Source organism: Bacteroidetes bacterium GWF2_43_63 (assembly GCA_001769275.1).
Lineage (GTDB): Bacteria > Bacteroidota > Bacteroidia > Bacteroidales > DTU049 > GWF2-43-63.
This window is the reverse complement of the sequence record MEOQ01000018.1, coordinates 19,195-37,543: the sequence shown is the minus strand read 5'-3', so window position 1 is coordinate 37,543 and position 18,349 is coordinate 19,195. Positions and strand designations below refer to the sequence as shown.

At 42.3% G+C, this 18,349-nt stretch carries 13 protein-coding genes; 10 read left to right on the top strand and 3 right to left on the bottom strand.

Annotation, left to right across the window (positions count from 1 at the left end; all coding sequences use genetic code 11):
- The first annotated feature begins 1 nt into the window (after nt 1).
- From A2W93_08745 to A2W93_08735, 3 genes are read left to right on the top strand one after another with little or no spacing between them, the layout of a single operon-like run.
- On the top strand, nt 2-1,780 hold the full coding sequence (locus A2W93_08745; protein OFY55271.1) for an NADH dehydrogenase: 1,779 nt from the start codon (nt 2-4) through the stop codon (nt 1,778-1,780).
- Nucleotides 1,781-1,798: 18 nt separating this feature from the next.
- On the top strand, nt 1,799-5,485 hold the full coding sequence (locus tag A2W93_08740; protein ID OFY55218.1) for a hypothetical protein: 3,687 nt from the start codon (nt 1,799-1,801) through the stop codon (nt 5,483-5,485).
- A gap of 28 nt (nt 5,486-5,513) precedes the next feature.
- Complete coding sequence (locus A2W93_08735) at nt 5,514-5,969, top strand: hypothetical protein (GenBank protein OFY55217.1); 456 nt, start codon at nt 5,514-5,516, stop codon at nt 5,967-5,969.
- 350 nt (nt 5,970-6,319) lie between these two features.
- Here the strand turns inward: A2W93_08735 and A2W93_08730 are convergent, their stop codons facing one another.
- Nucleotides 6,320-7,072 carry a hypothetical protein gene (locus tag A2W93_08730; protein ID OFY55216.1) on the bottom strand — a complete coding sequence of 251 codons (753 nt, stop codon included), beginning with the start codon at nt 7,070-7,072 and terminating at the stop codon, nt 6,320-6,322.
- A 95-nt stretch (nt 7,073-7,167) separates the two neighbouring features.
- On the opposite strand from A2W93_08730, the gene A2W93_08725 reads away from it, so the two are divergent.
- The 5 genes from A2W93_08725 to A2W93_08705 all read left to right on the top strand — a co-directional run bounded on the left by A2W93_08725 (nt 7,168) and on the right by A2W93_08705 (nt 12,716).
- Nucleotides 7,168-9,168 carry a hypothetical protein gene (locus A2W93_08725; protein ID OFY55215.1) on the top strand — a complete coding sequence of 667 codons (2,001 nt, stop codon included), beginning with the start codon at nt 7,168-7,170 and terminating at the stop codon, nt 9,166-9,168.
- Entirely contained in the window at nt 9,165-9,878 is a 714-nt protein-coding gene (locus tag A2W93_08720; protein OFY55214.1) for a hypothetical protein, read from the top strand. Before A2W93_08725 ends, A2W93_08720 begins: the two co-directional genes overlap by 4 nt.
- A gap of 151 nt (nt 9,879-10,029) precedes the next feature.
- Nucleotides 10,030-10,404 (top strand): hypothetical protein, encoded by a 375-nt coding sequence (locus A2W93_08715; protein OFY55213.1) that lies wholly within the window; start codon nt 10,030-10,032, stop codon nt 10,402-10,404.
- Nucleotides 10,405-10,419: 15 nt separating this feature from the next.
- Nucleotides 10,420-11,493: a hypothetical protein gene (locus A2W93_08710; protein OFY55212.1), complete on the top strand. Its 1,074-nt coding sequence runs from the start codon at nt 10,420-10,422 to the stop codon at nt 11,491-11,493.
- A gap of 50 nt (nt 11,494-11,543) precedes the next feature.
- Nucleotides 11,544-12,716: a hypothetical protein gene (locus A2W93_08705; protein OFY55211.1), complete on the top strand. Its 1,173-nt coding sequence runs from the start codon at nt 11,544-11,546 to the stop codon at nt 12,714-12,716.
- Between the two features lie 147 nt (nt 12,717-12,863).
- Here the strand turns inward: A2W93_08705 and A2W93_08700 are convergent, their stop codons facing one another.
- Nucleotides 12,864-13,124 (bottom strand): hypothetical protein, encoded by a 261-nt coding sequence (locus A2W93_08700; GenBank protein ID OFY55210.1) that lies wholly within the window; start codon nt 13,122-13,124, stop codon nt 12,864-12,866.
- A 267-nt stretch (nt 13,125-13,391) separates the two neighbouring features.
- On the opposite strand from A2W93_08700, the gene A2W93_08695 reads away from it, so the two are divergent.
- Together A2W93_08695 and A2W93_08690 are read left to right on the top strand one after the other, a co-directional pair.
- Nucleotides 13,392-13,832, top strand: coding sequence for a hypothetical protein (locus A2W93_08695; protein ID OFY55209.1), 441 nt, complete (start codon nt 13,392-13,394; stop codon nt 13,830-13,832).
- 2 nt (nt 13,833-13,834) lie between these two features.
- The gene (locus A2W93_08690) at nt 13,835-17,245 is read left to right on the top strand and encodes a hypothetical protein (protein ID OFY55208.1); all 3,411 of its coding nucleotides are present in this window, start codon (nt 13,835-13,837) and stop codon (nt 17,243-17,245) included.
- Nucleotides 17,246-17,395: 150 nt separating this feature from the next.
- Here A2W93_08690 and A2W93_08685 read toward each other — a convergent pair whose 3' ends face one another.
- On the bottom strand, nt 17,396-18,034 hold the full coding sequence (locus A2W93_08685; GenBank protein OFY55207.1) for a hypothetical protein: 639 nt from the start codon (nt 18,032-18,034) through the stop codon (nt 17,396-17,398).
- Nucleotides 18,035-18,349: the final 315 nt, after the last annotated feature.

Genomic DNA, 18,349 nt, shown 5'->3' with positions numbered 1-18,349 from the left:
TATGGCTGAAACAATTGTTCGCGTTGGTATGGCCAGTTGCGGAATCGCAGCAGGTGCACGTAAAGTATTTGATACAATCAAAGGTTTACAGAATACAGATCATTTACGATTTGAGCTACAGCAAACCGGATGCATCGGAATGTGTTTTCGTGAGCCACTCGTAGAGGTGATTGACGAAAATGGAAGTTATCTCTATGGAGAAGTAGATGCTGAAAAAGTTCTTGAAATTCTCAATAAGCACGTGCGAAACGGAGAACCAGTGCGCGATTACATTGTGCGTACTGATTTGTTTGCTTCGCAGGATGATCCTTTCTGGAAAGGTCAGGTGAAAATTGCTTTGCGCAACTGTGGCGTAATTGACCCCGAAAATCTCGACGATTACATGCGGCATGGTGGATACGATGCAGTGAAGAAAATCATGACGGATAATATTTCGCGCGAAAATATTATTCAGACGATTATCGATTCAGGCCTCCGGGGCCGCGGTGGTGGCGGTTTCAGCACCGGAATGAAATGGAAGTTTGCATTCAACAGTCAAAACGAAACAAAATATATTATCTGCAATGCCGATGAAGGTGACCCTGGTGCATTCATGGACCGGAGTCTCATTGAAGGAGATCCGCATGCCATCATAGAAGGTATGATCATTGGCGCATATGCCATTGGTGCCAGTGATGGTGTGATTTATTGCCGGGCTGAGTATCCGCTTGCCATCAAACGTCTCAACATTGCTATTGGTCAGGCACACGAAAAAGGATTTCTTGGAAAAAATATTTTTGGGAAACAGGGATTTAATTTCGATTTGTATGTAAAAGAAGGTGCCGGCGCTTTTGTATGTGGTGAAGAAACTGCACTCATGGCCTCTATCGAAGGTGAGCGCGGAATGCCTCGCCGCAGGCCGCCTTTCCCGGCTGTTTCCGGATTGTATAAAAAACCAACCAACATCAACAATGTTGAAACCTGGGCCAACGTTTCATGGATTATTCTCAACGGACCCGAAAAATATGCTGCCTTTGGAACTGAGAAAAGTAAAGGGACCAAAGTGTTTGCCCTGGCCGGGAAAATCAATCACGGTGGTCTTGTCGAAGTGCCCATGGGCATTCCCTTGCGCGATGTGATTTTTAAACTTGGCGGTGGAATTCAGAACAATAAAAAGTTCAAAGCAGTACAGATGGGCGGCCCCTCTGGCGGTTGTATTCCGGAACATTTACTCGACACCATTGTCGATTACGATTCGGTAACTGCAACAGGCGCCATTATGGGTTCCGGTGGATTAGTTGTTATGGATGAGAATACCTGCATGGTTGATATGGCGCGCTTTTTCCTCGACTTTACACAAAAGGAAAGCTGCGGAAAATGTACATTCTGCCGTGTTGGAACAAAACGCTTACTTGAAATTCTTAGACGCATTACCGAGGGTGAGGGACGTGAAGGTGATATTGAATTGCTCGAAGAATTGTGCGAGCAAATTAAAACAAGCAGTCTTTGCGGACTCGGACAAACGGCCCCCAATCCCGTTCTTACGACTTTGAAATATTTCAGGAACGAGTACGAAGCCCACATTTTCAACAAAAAATGTCCGGCCCATAATTGTAAGAAATTGCTTACTTATACGGTTGAAACTGATAAATGCACGGGCTGTACTGTTTGTGCAAAGAACTGCCCGACCAATGCCATTTCGGGTGAAAGAAAGCTGCCGCATCTCATCGATCAATCGCTGTGTATCAAATGCGGTGTGTGTTTCAGTAAGTGTAAATTCGACGCAATCACTTTGTCATAACCAGGTAAAAAGAAAATCATGGATACGATCAATGTTATTTTAAACGGAAAAAATGTTCAGGCAAAACCTGGCGAAAGCATTTTGGATCTGGCCACGCGAAATGGTTATTCTATTCCGACACTTTGTCATGACCCTCGCCTGGAGCCGTTTTCGTCGTGCTTTGTGTGTGTAGTTCATGTTGAAAAAATGAGAGGATTACAACCGTCGTGTTCCACGAAAGTGACCGAAGGTATGATTATCGATACAGAACGCGAAGATGTGAAGAAGAGTCGTAAAATGGCGCTGGAACTGCTTTTGAGTAATCATTATGCAGATTGCGTTGGTCCGTGCAAAGAAACTTGTCCGGCCAATGTCGATGTGCAGGGTTATATTTCACTTATCGAAAAAGGACTGTACAGCGAAGCAATCGGATTGATTAAAGATCGCAATCCGCTGCCCGCCATTTGCGGCCGTGTTTGTGTGCGCCCCTGCGAACTGGCTTGCCGACGCAATTTGCTCGAAGAAAACAATGGTGTCGGAATCGATTACCTGAAGCGCTTTGCAGCCGATCAGGATTTGAAATCAGAAAAACATTATCGTCCGGATGTCGCTCCTGCAACGGGAAAAAGTGTAGCGGTGATTGGTGCTGGCCCCGGAGGATTATCTGCGGCTTACTGGCTTGCACAAAAAGGTCATCAGGTCGATATTTATGAAGCAATGCCGCATGCAGGTGGCTGGCTGCGATATGGAATTCCTGAATATCGTTTACCAAACGATCTGATCGACAAAGAAATTTCAACCATCACCGAATTGGGAGTGAATATTTTTACCGGAAAAAAACTCGGAGAAAATGTTTCTTATAAGGAAATCAAAGAAAAATATCTGGCGACCATTCTCACCATAGGATCTCAGAAAGGCGCACTGGTAGGCGTTGAAGGCGAAGATGCCGATGGTGTTTTCAGTGGAATTGATTTCCTGAAAAACATGGAAGCAACTGGACAACGTTACAATTTTAAAGGAAAGAAAATTGTTGTCGTTGGTGGTGGAAACACAGCTATGGACTGTTGTCGTACGTCGCGCCGTTGTGGATCGGAAGAAGTATATGTCGTCTATCGCCGCACCGAAGCTGAGATGCCGGCCAACCCGATTGAAATTCACGAGTCGAAACTCGAAGGTGTGAATTACATGTTTTTGACGGCGCCTGTAAAGATTCTGAAAGATGAAAATGGTAAACTGAAATCCATGGTCTGCCAGAAAATGGAGCTGGGCGAACCCGATGCATCTGGCCGCAGACGCCCTGTTCCAGTAGAAGGATCGGAATTTGAAATTGAATGCGATTATATTTTGGCTGCCATCGGACAAAAAACGGATGTCAATTTCATAAACGACATTAATGAATTTTCTGAAAACGGACAGCTGAAAATTACAAAGTGGGGCGATATCGAAGCTGATAAAGACACGCTTGTAACCGGCATTCCGTCGGTGTTTGCTGCAGGCGATGGGGTAACAGGTCCTGCAACCGCTATTGCAGCCATCGCGCAGGCAAAACTTGCGGTTCATAGTTGCGAACAATATCTGAATGGATTGCCTATCGTTCCTCCGGAAAAAGAATTTTACAGCCGTAAAGAAAATTTCCGTATGCAGGAAAAGCAAGAGTACGCGGGCAAATTCATGCATCAGCTGCGTGAAGAAATGCCGGTACTCGATCCGAAAGATCGAAATAATTTTACAGAAGTTGAACTCGGTTATGCATCTGAAAAAGTTGCAAAACATGAAACTGCCCGTTGCCTTGAATGTGGCTGCGGCGCCCTTTACACCTGCGATCTGAAAAAACATGCAACCGAATATAATGCGAATCAGATTCACTATTCAGGTTGCTTTAATGATCATTTGATTGATTTTTCGCATCCCTACATTGAGATCGATAAAAACAAATGTATTTTGTGTGGTCGCTGCATTCGCATCTGTAAGGAAGTGGTTGGCGCATCAGCACTGGGTTTTGTGAACCGCGGATTTGAAACTTATGTTGCACCAAGTATGGGAATGAGTTTGAAAGACACTAAATGCGAAAGTTGCGGACAGTGTATTTCAACCTGCCCTACCGGAGCAATGTCCGAAAACAAGCTGTTTAAGCCGGGTCCGGTGAAGACCGAATTGTTTAAAACCATCTGCAATTATTGCTCGGTTGGATGTGAACTCGAAGTGCATCATCGCGGTGGATTTGTGTTTGGGATTCAGGGAGCAAAGGGTATGGTGAATCAGGGCGGCAACCTGTGCAACAGCGGCCGTTTCGGATATCAGTATATGAATGATGGCAGCCGTTTGCTCAGTCCTCGTGTAAAAGAAAACGGATCGTGGAAAGACATTTCATGGAACGAAGCGTTTGAAATCATTTCAAAAAACATTGCGTCGGTTCAACCTTCAGAAAATGCATTCACGGTCGGAGCGCGGCTTTCGAACGAAGAGCAGTACTACATTCAGAAGATAGCAAGAGCAGGTGTCAAGACAAATAATATTTCTTCATTCCATTACATGGAGCGTGGAAAAGGGTATTCTGAAAATAGCATGGAGAATGTCTCTTTCAGCGATTTTCAGCGTGCAAGAGCTATCTGGGTGTTAAGTCCCGAAATGATAAAATCGAATGGAGTTGCCGGGTTTGCAATACAAGTTGCCAGAAATAAATCTGAAATTCCGGTAACCTTAATCGTTGAAGGCGACAACCATCTGATGGACCATAAGGCCGACAGAATCATTGCTGTGAAATCGAAATACGCTTTCATTAAAGCGATGAATCATTATTATCTGACCTCAGGAAAACAAAATGCGTTGTTCATAAATGGTCGTACTGAAGGATTTGAAGAATATAAATCTGCATTACTGAAAGAAAACTACACATCGTTGATTGCCGCATCCGGCCTTGCTCAGGATATGGTTGAACAACTTGCTGATGAGTTCAATAATGTAGCTGAATCTGTTATGGTTTATGCTGAAGCCGGCACCTCATCGAATTGTGCAATGGAAATTACGAACCTGATGATGATTACCGGCAAGCTCGGGAAAACCGCATCGGGTGTGGTTTCGCTGAAATCAAAAAATAATTCGCAGGGTTTGCGCGACAATGGTATTTGTCCTAATACCGCTCCAGGCGGCCGTAAACTGGTGGAAGCAAACCCAGATTTGGAGAAGTTGTGGAATGTTACTGGCTTGTCTGATGAAACAGATTTCAGTATTAAGCAAAGATTGAAGGATGGTGCTATCAAAAATCTGCTCATTTTTGGCGAAGATCCATTAGGGACTGCGGTGAATGCTAACGAAGTGAATGAGTTGCTTTCAAAAACACCATTTATTGTTGTTGCGGATTATTTTATGACACCAACAGCCGAAGCGGCTTCGCTGGTATTACCGTTGGCATTTCCATTCGAAACCGGCGGAACTTATACAAATACGCAGCGCGTTATTCAACGCTACGAAGCTCATATGAAGCCAAAGACGGGCAAATGCAATATTGATTTATTAAATGGATTGGCAGAAAAACTTGGTTTAATTTCTTTTCGATCAACGGACGAAATATTTCTGGAATTCGCATCATTGCTTCCAGCGCAGAAAGAGGAATTATTTTCGTTCAATGCTACCGACAGCGATAACCCACGCAACATGTTTGTTTTTGGCGCCGACAATCTTGTTCTAAGGCATCAGAAGCAGGTTGCAGAATTAATGAAAAAGTAATCAGCACTAACAATTAAAACTTAAGGCTATGGAAAATTTTAAATCGATGGATCACATTCTCGACTTTGCCATGAATCAGGAGCAGAGTGCTGTTGACTTCTATACAAAGCTTGCTGCCAAAAGCCGCAACGAAGAAATGAAGCAGATTTTCGAAGAATTTGCACGCGAAGAAATTGGCCATAAGGCGAAAATTTCGCAGATAAAAGAAGAGCAAAATTTTAATCTGCCGAAAGAAAAAGTCGCTGCCCTGAAAATTGCCGATTATATTGCTTATCCCGATGTGGATGAAAATATCACATACGAAGACGCCCTGAAAGTGGCCATGGCGCGCGAAAAAGCAGCATTCAAGCTTTACACGAAACTGGCCTCAGAAGCGCCGACTCAAGCTATCCGCAGCATTTTTCAATATCTGGCTCAGGAAGAATCGAAGCACAAACTGCGCTTCGAGCTGGAATATGATGAATTCGTTCTGAGAGACAATTAAGAATACTTGGCAACTTCTTAGTAGCCAGTTGTGAGTAGTCAGTTGTGAGAAAAATTCTACTGGCTACTGAATACTGGCTACGGGATCGTTGCTTGCTCGCCCCCGGAGCCCTGGCGGGCATGCGGGCTATTAATATTTATCGCCTCCTGGCGAATAATTTAGGTGCTTCACGTAAAACGTGACAAGTCGCAGCTTCTTTTACGGCTTCGCCACCTTAACCTTGATCTCGAACTCGATCTCAGCCCTAACGTCGCCTTTATAACCGAGACACGAAGTGGCGAGCTCATGAACACTTTTGAAAATAATTTAATGGGTGAATAAACTTTCAACTTTAGGAACTTTATAAACTTCTATTCCGGCTGAACGACCAGACATTCCGGTCGGTCCCCGGGCTTGTCATTGTACACTTCGAATTCATTGATCCAGCCGTGACTTGCATTGCAATTGTTGAAAAGTAACTGAATTTTGTTTGAGGAAACTGTTGTAAAAACATCTTCAACAGGAATGCTGTTACTTTTCTTGTTTTTATCTTTTATGGAAGATGTGCGTTGAACAATATCATGTTTGCACACCAGTGTGTCCCAGCGTTCGAGTTTTATATTCCACGATCTGAGATAGTATTCCGGTATAATCAGATTGTCTGTAGCATGCCAGATAACTACACGGTTAAAGGTTTGCGGTTCTCCAAAATTGATGGTGGCCTGCCGCCAGCCACAGGAGTCTTCATAGTTTTCTTTCCCGCCGGTAAAAGCCAGTCCGTATCCCCAGTAGTTTCCACGCTCGCGGATTCCATCAACAATATGCCATGGAAAAACGGCCTCGCCCCAACCCTTGTCAGATTCCATCGGTGATGGATATTTGAAGGTGCCGTCATTTCTTGCTAAATCGTTGTCAGGGCTATAGTAATTCAAGTCAATGGAATTGACACTGTCATTATTTGTGAAAACAGTGTACGAATAACCGATGAAAATTCCGATGAACAGGCAAATCAGCATTAACAGAACAATTAATATTATCTTTCGTTTATTCATTGTTGGACGGACCGTTATAATTTCAATCTGTTGATTTTGAACCTGACTGTGTGCAAAAATACGATAATTCAAAACGCCATTGGATACCTGAAAAAAAACAGCTGTATTTTCATGACCAGTTGCATTTTTATGTACGTTTGTAAATCAATATAGTGAAGAGCTTTATTTTGAAAACAAATCAGTTTGTTTTTTTATTGGCAACTTGCATTTTGGCTGCTTTAATGCCCGGGGTTTTATACGGACAGCCAGCATCGCGCGTTGATTCTTTGTATAATGAACTGATTGTTCATTTTGATGAATTGCCTGAAGACTCAAACACAGTTAAAAAGATGTATGAGTATGCTATTCTTTGCGCAGAGAATGAAGGTGCATGGAATTCGCTGAAACAACCTGAAGTTTGCTATGAAGGGTTTAGAATGAGTCAGCGGATTGGCTATCAGAAAGGATTGCAGGATTTTGTTTCCGTGCTGAAGCAATCTTTCAAACAGAGTGAGGAATTGCCTTTGATTGTAGTTCATACATATCCTGATGCTGTAAACCGAAAAACTTTTCGGTTATTACATCAATTCAGAAAAGAGTTGCATGGGGGCACTGTTGATTATTACTCTCAGGCCTATGATTTTTATATGTCACGTAAGATGTTTCGCGAAGCTGGAATTGTCAGGTTCTGGAACGCGATTTCGTATTATGATACAGAGAATTTTGCCGGTGCAGGCATCATGTTTTCGGAGGCCAGAACATGTTTTTTAACTGCATCTGACCATTATTATCTGAGTCGGGTCGCATTGTTCTATGGTTGCTCTCATTATTATTCCGGAAATTACCCGGCTGCCATAAATGAATTCAATCTTTCCGAAAATGAATGTTTGATTATAAAGGACACTTCATCATTAATTAAAACGCTCTACAACCGTGGCGAAGGTTATCTGGCCATCTGTGAATATCAAAACGCACTTGACGATTTTCAACAAGCTTACAGTTTGGATACTTTGTCAGGAAACACCATTGCCAGCGAGTCAGGGCAGTTAAAGTTTGCGCGTGTATATTATGCCCTTAATCAATATTCCAGGAGCATTCAGATTGCAAAATTGGTTCTGGAAAATGCAAGAATTAAAAAAGACAAAATTGCAGAAACCGATGCGTTGTATTTTCTGTCTCTGGTGTTGGTCGACGCAGGACAAAAGGATGTTGCTGTCGATTTTTTGCTTGATTTTATATACTTACGCGATTCTCTTTTTACAGCAGAAGTGAATTCTTTTTTCGATGAACGGGAACTCCACTGGATAAACAAGTTGGGTCGTCAGGGCACTTATCAGGCTTTTATTGACCATGAGCGAAACAAATATTTTGTGGAATGGCGGAAAAGCAGATTGGTTGTATGGGGTGTTATTTTTCTTGCCATTATTCTTGCTGTGTTTGGGATTGTTTTGTATCGTTCAAATAAAAACAAGAAACAGGCAAACATATATTTGAACCAGCTTGATAAGACAAGAAATCTATTTTTTTCAATTATAGCCCACGATTTGCGAGGCCCTCTGATTGCCACGGACTACATGCTGAAACCCGCAATAAGTCATGCAGAAGAGAAGAATGACCAGGTGTTGGTTTCATCTCTCAAAGAAATTGAAATGCAAAACAGCCGCCGCAAATTGTTGCTTGATAATTTGCTGAGCTGGGCTGCCATGCAGCGGGGATCAATGAAATGCAATCTTCAACCGGTAGCAATAAAACCACTCATTGAAAAGGTAATTTCCTTTTGCCAGTTTGCGGCAAAACAAACCGGTGCTTCCGTAATCATTGACCAATTGCCTGATGTAACACTCTTGGCCGACCCTGATATGATGGAGCTGATCATGCGGAATCTGATTGACAATTCGCTGAAACATGGAGGGCACGAAGTTGAAATAAAAATCAGCGGCGCGGTAGAAGGCCCGAATCTCAGGTTTACTTTTGATGATAATGGAAAAGGAATGAGTGAAGAAGCCGTGGAAAAATTTATTTCCGGTACAACACCTGATAATACTGGCAACAGCAAGCTTGGCTTATCACTAATCAGATATTTTATTGAGCAGCAGAATGGAAAAATTTTCGTTCAATCAACAACTGCAGGTTGCAGCCTTAGTTTTACCATCCCTTTATTAATCAACGATAAAACCAATGAAGTATGAAAGCAAATTTAATTCTGGTAGATGATCATAAGATTTTCAGGGATGGTTTACGACAGAATCTGGAAAGATACCATCCCTATTATCAGGTTTGCGGGGAAGCTGCCGGTGAAGATGATCTGATGCAGCTGCTTAAAAACGGCACACAGCCCGACATTCTAATAATGGACAATATCCTGCAAGGGAAAAGCGGTATTGCCATTACTGCGTCGCTGAAACAGGGTGATTTCAAAAACATTAAAGTGATCATACTGTCAGGCCTTATCTCATCTTCCATTGGCCGGTCCGATTACGAATATGTATTGGATGCCATTGAAGCCGGTGCCGATGGGTATCTGCTGAAAGATTGCGGAATTGAACAAATAGGTCGGGCAGTTGAAGAAGTGATGCAAGGTGGTGGATTTTGTCTTGGCGAAACTTTTAATATCAAAGAAGCCACACGTGTTATCATCAATAATCAGAAAAAGCTGATTTCCATTTTAAAGAAAGAGCACAACTTCGGCCTTACGCAGCGCGAAATTCAGATGATTCAATTATTATCGCAAGGCCTTAGTGCGAAAGAAATTGCCTCGAAAATGTGCATTACCGAAGATGTGGTGACATCGTTCAAAGACAACATTAAGCGTAAACTGAAAGAAACCTACGATATCGATATCAAGAATATGGTTGAAATGGTTGTATGGGCCATTAAAAACAAAGTGATAGCCATTTAGTAAATCTTCACGCCCCCCATAATTGCCGGAATTTTCCGGAAAAATGCCTGTTTTATTTCCCGGCAATAGTATTGTTGTCGTGTATATTTGTTAGCGTTTATATTTCACTATTAAGTGCGGCGTCAGCACGGTAAACTCTGGCAAATATAACATGAGAATAATTTTTATCTTCATTGCACTATCGATTGGTTTAAATTCCTGCACTGATTGTGTTTTTGGTCTTGTGGGTACTCTCGCAGGCGGCTGTGGTTGCTCAGAAAACAGTTGCGATTTAGAAGGTACCGTATGGAGATATGAGGTTGTTTTTACGGGAATTCAACAGGCGTGGACTTTAGAATTCACAGAAAATTCTTTTGACAGTTATTGGGGAACCCCGGGCAATTACTATCAAGACCATGATGCAAGTGGCTCCTGGGAATGCGAGGGTTCTACTGTTACTGTATCTAGTGGCTCGAGTTCAGCGACCGGATATATTGAAGATGATGTTATGACTATTGGTGGAAAAGATTACATTAGAATGGACTAATATAAAACTTCTGTTATGAACAATAAAAACATCAATATTTTCAGATGCATTGTTTTTCTTTCATGTGCATTGTTCTTCTCTTTTTTTCCCCCTTTGCATCTGTTTGCTCAGGATACTATCTTTACGAAGGGCACAACAACAATTGCTGCCAAAGTTTCTGAGATTACTGAGGGGGAAATCAAATACAGAAAATTTTCAAATTTAAACGGACCTCTGTATTCGATAAGCACTAACGAAGTATTTAAAATCCGTTATGAAAACGGCGAGATCGAATTTTTCAAAACTTCAGACGAACCAGTTACTGTTAATACCGCATTAACTCCAACAATCGACTCCCTGAAATACATCGAAGATGTGCTTGGGTTAAAGCTTGCAAATTCTGAGGCAAACGGTGGCAGTATTAGAATCGTTGGCATATATCCTAATTCGGAATTTGAGAAACAGAAAGAACGAGTACTTCTTTTTTCGATTTGTTATGTCATTACTTGTGACAGAATCAGAGTCCGCACAGTATCGGAGCTTTCCAAAACAGTATTTGATTTCTTCAAGGATGGATATACCATTTTAAATTTTGGTGGTTTGGCCAAAGCAGACTTATTGGGTAATTATTCGACCAGTGCGAAAACTTTTGATTTTTCCGGATTGAAGTCTGTTGGCGGAATGAATAATAAACCCATCAGAAAAATGACAGCAGAGGAAGCCATGGCCTATGCCCGCTGTCTGGCCAAAAACACTTACAATCCTACCGCGCTGGGAGTTAACTTCAAATTTTTCTCCGGATTTTTATTTGGTTATCCCGGCGCATTCTACGGGACACTCATTTCAATGATGGTTAAGCCAAAAGTTCCGCCTTATGTATTTGAGCAGGCCAATAATCTTGAAAATTGCAGCAATGTAAATGTTTCCGGCTCAGAATCAAATACGACGGCAGCAACAACAGTTGCTACAGGCCCTGTGAGTCAGGCCTATGTGAAAGGATATAAGAAACAGCACAAGAGAGAAAATGCAAAGGTGACGGCAATCACCAGTGTTATCGGAGCTGGAACATGGAGTATGTTGTGTTTCCTTTTTATCACTATTGTTTGCTAGATGCAGAAATAAAAGTGCAGCGTCAGCACAGTAAACTCTGACAAAACATTATGAAACGACTTATCATATCTGTGTTTTATGTTTTTGCAATTGGAATTTCTTTTGCTCAGGTTGCATCCGATTATTACATGCCATTTTGCGTAGGCAATCAAACTGTCTTGGTTGATTATGGTGATATTGACAATTGGGGACACACAGCTACTTTTACGTATTTACAATCAGACTTCATTAATACCGACTTGTGTTTTCTTCAGGAAGGGAAACTTTATTCCCACAGCGGATGCTGTGAGACAGAGGTTTTCCATCTGATTTGGTTGTTTAAGGATCTTAATGGGGATGTTTATCTGAAGGCATATTCCGAAGAGTATCCCGATCTTGATTCTGCAATAATACTATCAACCCCTATTCTGTACTTTTCAAACAATTATTTTACAACAGGTTATTCAGTATCTCAAACCGTGGAACCAGGCCACATTGTAATTGATTCCGTAATTAGCACTGATGCGGTATACGGAGGTTTTACAAATTGTATTCAGATCAGAGAAACAGATATTGTAAATGATACCATAACCAATATCGGTGATTCATATTATGCATTTGGTGTGGGAAGGGTTGGGGAGCAAAGAATTTTTCCAACGGATGAGATTGGAACATCTACACTTGTGTCAGCATACGTCACATCCTGTGATCCCATTGTTGATACAATTCCCGCAAACGAAGAGGATGCCTGTCTGGGTGACTACTTTGATTATTATGTCAATAGTATTATTGTCGACACGGTAAACAGTTTGCTTACGGTTACCTGGAATTTTCAGGACAGCGTTATTACAAATCAATTTGTCGAAACTTATGGTTTTCAGATTGAGGGGAATAATGTTATCAGTATTACGTTAAACTGCTCCGGGAAATCATCAGAAACATATTATAAACCAATTAATATAAACCCATCTTTCCATCTGGATATTTCTGAAAATGTCAATGCTGATTTAGTGTCCATATTTCCGAATCCTGCCTCAGACAATGTCGTGCTCAGTATTAACGGAGATGTTGCTGATGGCAGCAGTTATCGCATCTTTAATTCAACAGGCTTTTTAGTGAGTGCTGGAGACATTACTAAAAATCAGCATCATATCAATGTTTCGGACTTTGCGAATGGATTGTATTTCGTGGAAATATTTTCAGCTAATCACATTGAACCCCAAAAACTCATTATTCAAAAGTAAATACATGAATACCGGCAATCATTTATTAGTTTATTATATTATTGACGATTCTGATTTAGGCAGCGCGGGTGAAAATCCGTGCTGCTTTTCATTCAAAGATGCTGTAAATAAACTTGAGAACAAGGATGCCAACAAAGTTAAATCTGATTAAACGATTGATAGTTCAAAAACAAGTGGAGCCCAGATTCCACTCCGCCAAGGCGGGAAAAAACGGGGCGGATCCGAAAAGCCAAATGAGTAGGAAAATTTAAATTGAATTCGTATGAAAGTATTCGCATTTATTACCGGGGCAGTATCCATTTCCCTAACATCCTTAGGAATTCTGTTTAAATTGATGCATTGGCCTGGTACAGGCATTTTGCTGCTGGTAGGCATCGTGTTATTCTCAATCTTTTTTGTACCCAGCATTGCAGTATATCTTTATAAAAGAGAGAAATGAAACTGCGACAGCAGACATTATGCATAATTGCAGATATTGTGCGGTTTTTATCGGCTTTACATCTGAGGCCTTAATTTTTTATTGAAGGACTTTTTATCGTAAAGGAAAGAAAGTTAAATTGCTTTGAAATTATTAGGCTTTCCTGCTTATGTATTACATTTACGTCTGCATTATTTTCGCATTTGTCAATTAATAGTACTGTTATGAATAGAATATTTATTGTTTGTACGTTTTTCATGTCAATTTTCGCTGTCTCAGCTCAAACAGGCGTTGTAACATCAGGCGGCAACGCCTCCGGATCAGGAGGATCCGTGAGCTATTCCATAGGTCAGGTAGTTTATACCACAAACCCGGGAACTGATGGATCAGTTGCGCAGGGAGTTCAGCAGCCCTACGAAATCAGCGAAGTTGTCGCCATCAGTGATTATGCGCTTGAATGGGAGTGTTCGGTTTTTCCGAATCCCGCCAATGATTTTTTGATCATCAGTCAGACACATGTTGACGACTGCATTTTTCAACTGTTTGACTACAACGGACAGTTGGTCCGGCAAGGAAAGCTGAATGTGGGTGAAACAAATGTTCCCATGCGGGACCTGGCTCCTGCCATGTATTTTCTGCGCATTTCAAATGCCGCAGGTGAATTGGAAAAGGAATTCAAAATTGTCAAAAATCAATAATTATGAAAAGAATATTTACTGTTGTTTTGTTTACAATGCTTGTTGCAGCTGCATTTGCTCAGGCTCCTCAGAAACTCAGTTATCAGGCAGTTATTCGCAATACCAGCGATCTGCTTGTAACCAATACAGCTGTCGGAATGCAGATCAGCATTTTGCAGGGCTCGTCAACGGGAACGGTTGTGTATTATGAAACGCAGACCCCGACAACGAATGCGAATGGTCTTGTGAGTATTGAAATCGGGAACGGTGTTGGCTTCGATGCGATTGATTGGAGCAATGGTCCGTATTTTATAAAAACTGAAACTGATATAACAGGTGGCACGACTTACACGATATCGGGAACCAGTGAGCTTTTGAGCGTGCCTTATGCATTGCATGCAAAAACAGCCGAAAGTGTTGTCGGCGGAATTACCGAAACCGATCCGGTGTTTGATTTATCAGCAGCAGCAACGATTACGGCAACAGATATCATCAACTGGAATAACAAGCTCAGCACTGAAGTTGATGGTGATATTTCCAATGAAATACAAATTCTGAGTATCAGCAACGACACCATCCGTCTCACAAACGGAGGTTTTGTAAAATTGCCCGCCGGCTTCGATGGTGATTACAACAGTCTTATAAACACACCCACAATCCCTGTTGTGCCAACGACTGTTAGTGCATTTACGAACGACGCCGGATATCTCACTTCATTCACTGAAGTTGATGGATCAATAACAAATGAAATACAAATTCTGAGCATCAGTAATGATACCATACGCCTGACAAACGGAGGTTTTGTAAAACTCCCTGCCGGCTTCGATGGCGATTACAACAGTCTTATAAACACACCCACAATCCCTGTTGTACCAACGACTGTTAGTGCATTTACAAATGATGCCGGATATCTCACCTCATTCACCGAAGTTGATGGATCAGTAACAAATGAAATACAAATTCTGAGCATCAGCAACGACACTATCCGCCTGACAAACGGAGGCTTTGTAAAACTCCCAGCGGGCTTCGATGGCCAGTACAGCAGCCTGACAGGCGCACCAACAAATGTGAGTTCATTTACAAACGATGCGGGATATCTCACCTCGTTTACAGAAATTGATCCGGAAGTTGGTATCAATACAACCAATTATGTTTCCAAATGGAATGGAACAGCACTGGTTTCATCGGTTGTTTACGATGACGGAACGAATGTAGGTATTGGAACTGCAACACCGTCCTACAAGCTGGATGTCGCTGCTGATGCGCAAATAAATGGCGTACGCGTTGGAAGAGGTGGTGGTAATCAGGCGAGCAATGTTATGATTGGAAGTTATGCATTAATGACTAACTCTTCTGGCTTTGCTAATACGGCTGTGGGTTTTTATTCCTTATTCAGTAATACGACTGGTAGTACGAACACGGCTATTGGGCAGCACACACTATATGCCAACACAATTGGGAAATGGAATACAGCCCTCGGATGTCAGGCATTGACAAACAACATTGACGGTAATTCAAATACTTCGTTAGGATTGCAGTCATTAGGTGCCAATACAACTGGTGATAATAACACTGCTGTTGGACGTGATGCGCTATTGCGGAACACAACAGGAAACAATAACGTGGCTCTGGGCCAGGAGGCTGGGTTCAATGGCATTTCCGGATCAAACAATGTTTTTCTTGGCTACCAGACTGGTTATAATGAATACGGTTCAAACAAGCTCTATATTGCCAACAGCAGCACCTCAACACCGCTTATATACGGCGATTTCAGCACAGCAACACTTACTGTTTACAGCAATCTGAACATCAATAACGCATATGCATTTCCAAATGCAGACGGAACAAATGGACAGATTTTGTCAACAAATGGTGCCGGACTTTTAGGATGGAACAGTCTTGCAACGGTTGCAACAAGCGGCAGCTATAATGATTTAAGTGATAAACCACTTTTGTTTGATGGCCAGTACAGCAGTCTGACAGGAGCGCCAACGAATGTGAGTTCATTTACAAACGACGCAGGATATCTGACATCATTTACTGAAGTTGATCCTGAAGTTGGTACAAACAGTACAAACTATCTTGCCACATGGAATGGAACAGCACTGGTTTCATCAGGTGTTTACGATGATGGGACAAATGTGGGTATTGGTACAACAACACCGGCTTACAAGCTGGATGTCTCTGCTGATGCGCAGATCAATGGGGTGAGAGTAGGTAGAGGTGGGGGGAGTATTTTGACAAATACAGCAATGGGGAATGGCGCTTTAAGTAGCAATACAACCGGATACTGGAATGTCGCGTTTGGCGAACAGGCATTAAATAGCAATACTACTGGCTATAGTAACGTTGCTTTTGGGCAGGAAGCATTATTGACTAATTCAACCGGAACGCAAAATACCGCTATTGGTAGGAGCTCTATGAATTATAATGCGGATGGAATTGAGAATACTGCAATTGGGGGAGGAAGTCTGCGTTTTAATACTTCCGGAAATAAAAACACGAGTATCGGAACAAGCAGTTTGTATAATAATGCGTCAGGTAGCTATAATGTTTCTATCGGATTTGCGGCCGGGTTTTATGCGACGGGCTCTTACAATGTTTTTATTGGTAACGAAGCAGGTTTAAACGAAACCGGCTCCAACAAACTGTACATATCAAACAGCAATACCTCAACACCGCTCCTGTACGGCGATTTCAGCACAGCAACGCTGACAGTTTACAGCAATCTGAATATCAATAACGCATATGGTTTTCCAAATTCAGATGGTACAAGTGGGCAGGTTTTGACCACAAACGGCGCAGGAGTTTTGGGCTGGAACAGTCTGGCAACAGTTGCTACAAGTGGCAGTTATAATGATCTGAGTGACAAACCAGTTACTGACGGATCGGAAACACATATAACAGCCGGCAATAATATTACTGTTACCGGAACCGGAACGGCTACTGATCCCTATGTATTTGGAGTGGCACAACCAAAATTCTATCTGGGACAGGATACTTTAGGGGGCATTGTATATTATATTTATTCAGGAAGTGATGGTGAGCAGCATGGTTTGATTGTTTCAAAAACGGAAACAACTGCAATTTACGGTGGCTCGACATTTATTGGAGCAAATACAACTGAAGATGGAGCTTATAACACATCTTTAATGTCAACTGGTGCTGGTACTGCCCGCCTTTGGGTGGAAACCCTTGGGCCAGAATGGTACTTGCCATCAATTGACGAATTGATTTTGCTTTGGCATAATCGTTATCACGTTAATAAAACTGCCAGAGCAATAGGCTCAGCAGTTCTTGCGAAGGATTTGAATTATTGGAGCAGCACTGAGTACACTTCTTCTAATGGTTTTTATTTTCAATTCTATTTCGGCGACGTTAACAACAACTCAAAGAATGTAACGTGCAATGTCCGCGCAGTAAAATCATTTTAGTTGTCTATTGTGAGAAGTAATGTAGTCAGTGGTGATCCGCCGCGGCGAACTAATCATTCACAACTGGCCACTGAACACTGGCCACTTCAAAGTGCCTTTATGAACGTTCAACTTTAGGAACTTCCCACTGACAATAGCGCGGATTCCGTGCTATTGTCTCTCCATCGCCACAATCCGCCCGCATTTATAATATCGCTTCGAATAATAATCTTCATCGAGGCTGCTGATCATTACGCCTTTGCTGGTGGTGGCATGTATAAAGCGGCGGCTGCCCAGATACAGCCCTACATGGCTGACGCGGTCGCCATTGATTTTAAAAAACAAAACATCACCGAGTTGTGCTTTATCGATATCAATAAAGCGGACATCTTTCTGCATGTCGTTGGCGCTGCGGTTAAGCGCAAGATTGTATATTGTTTCGTACATGGCCAGGATCATGCCGCTGCAGTCGGTGCCTTTTTTACACTCACCTCCGTACACGTAAGGTGTCCCGAGCCAGGAGTCAATTTCTTCAAGAAATTTCGCGTCTTCGGTTCCGCTTAATTCAACCTTCCACTTTTCTCCGTATTTGGCATAAACACCAGTGGGGGCATTTCTTTCGCTGATGTTTGAAAGGGTGTCGCGTCGTGTTTTGTCTTTCCGCTCTGTGAGATCATTGCGATTGTCTCTGATGTTTTTCGGTGGCCCGTGGGTCTCGAGCTGTCGTTCACGGATATGCTCGCGCAGTCCGGCGCAGGAGGAGAAAACCACCGGAATCAGCAGCAGTATCAGGGCTTTTCGGATTGACATAGTACGGCACATAGGTCAAAAATACAACGAAAATAGCTCCTGAATTCGTATGCGAAGAAAATAGTATTAACGGGGAATTGTTGATGAATAGTAAGAGGATTTTTCAAAACGAAACCCCCAGAGCAAAAACAACATTCCACCGTCCGAAAGCGACGAAGGAGCGAAAGGACATGGAACCGTTGTTTTTGCTGTTGTTCCGACGGTTCCATGTTCCGGCCTGTTTTAGAAAACCCTCGAAGAGTTCGGAACTCTTCGAGGGTTAATTTTGGCCGGAACGGTGGAATGTCGAAACAACACCCGGTTTTGAGACAGGCT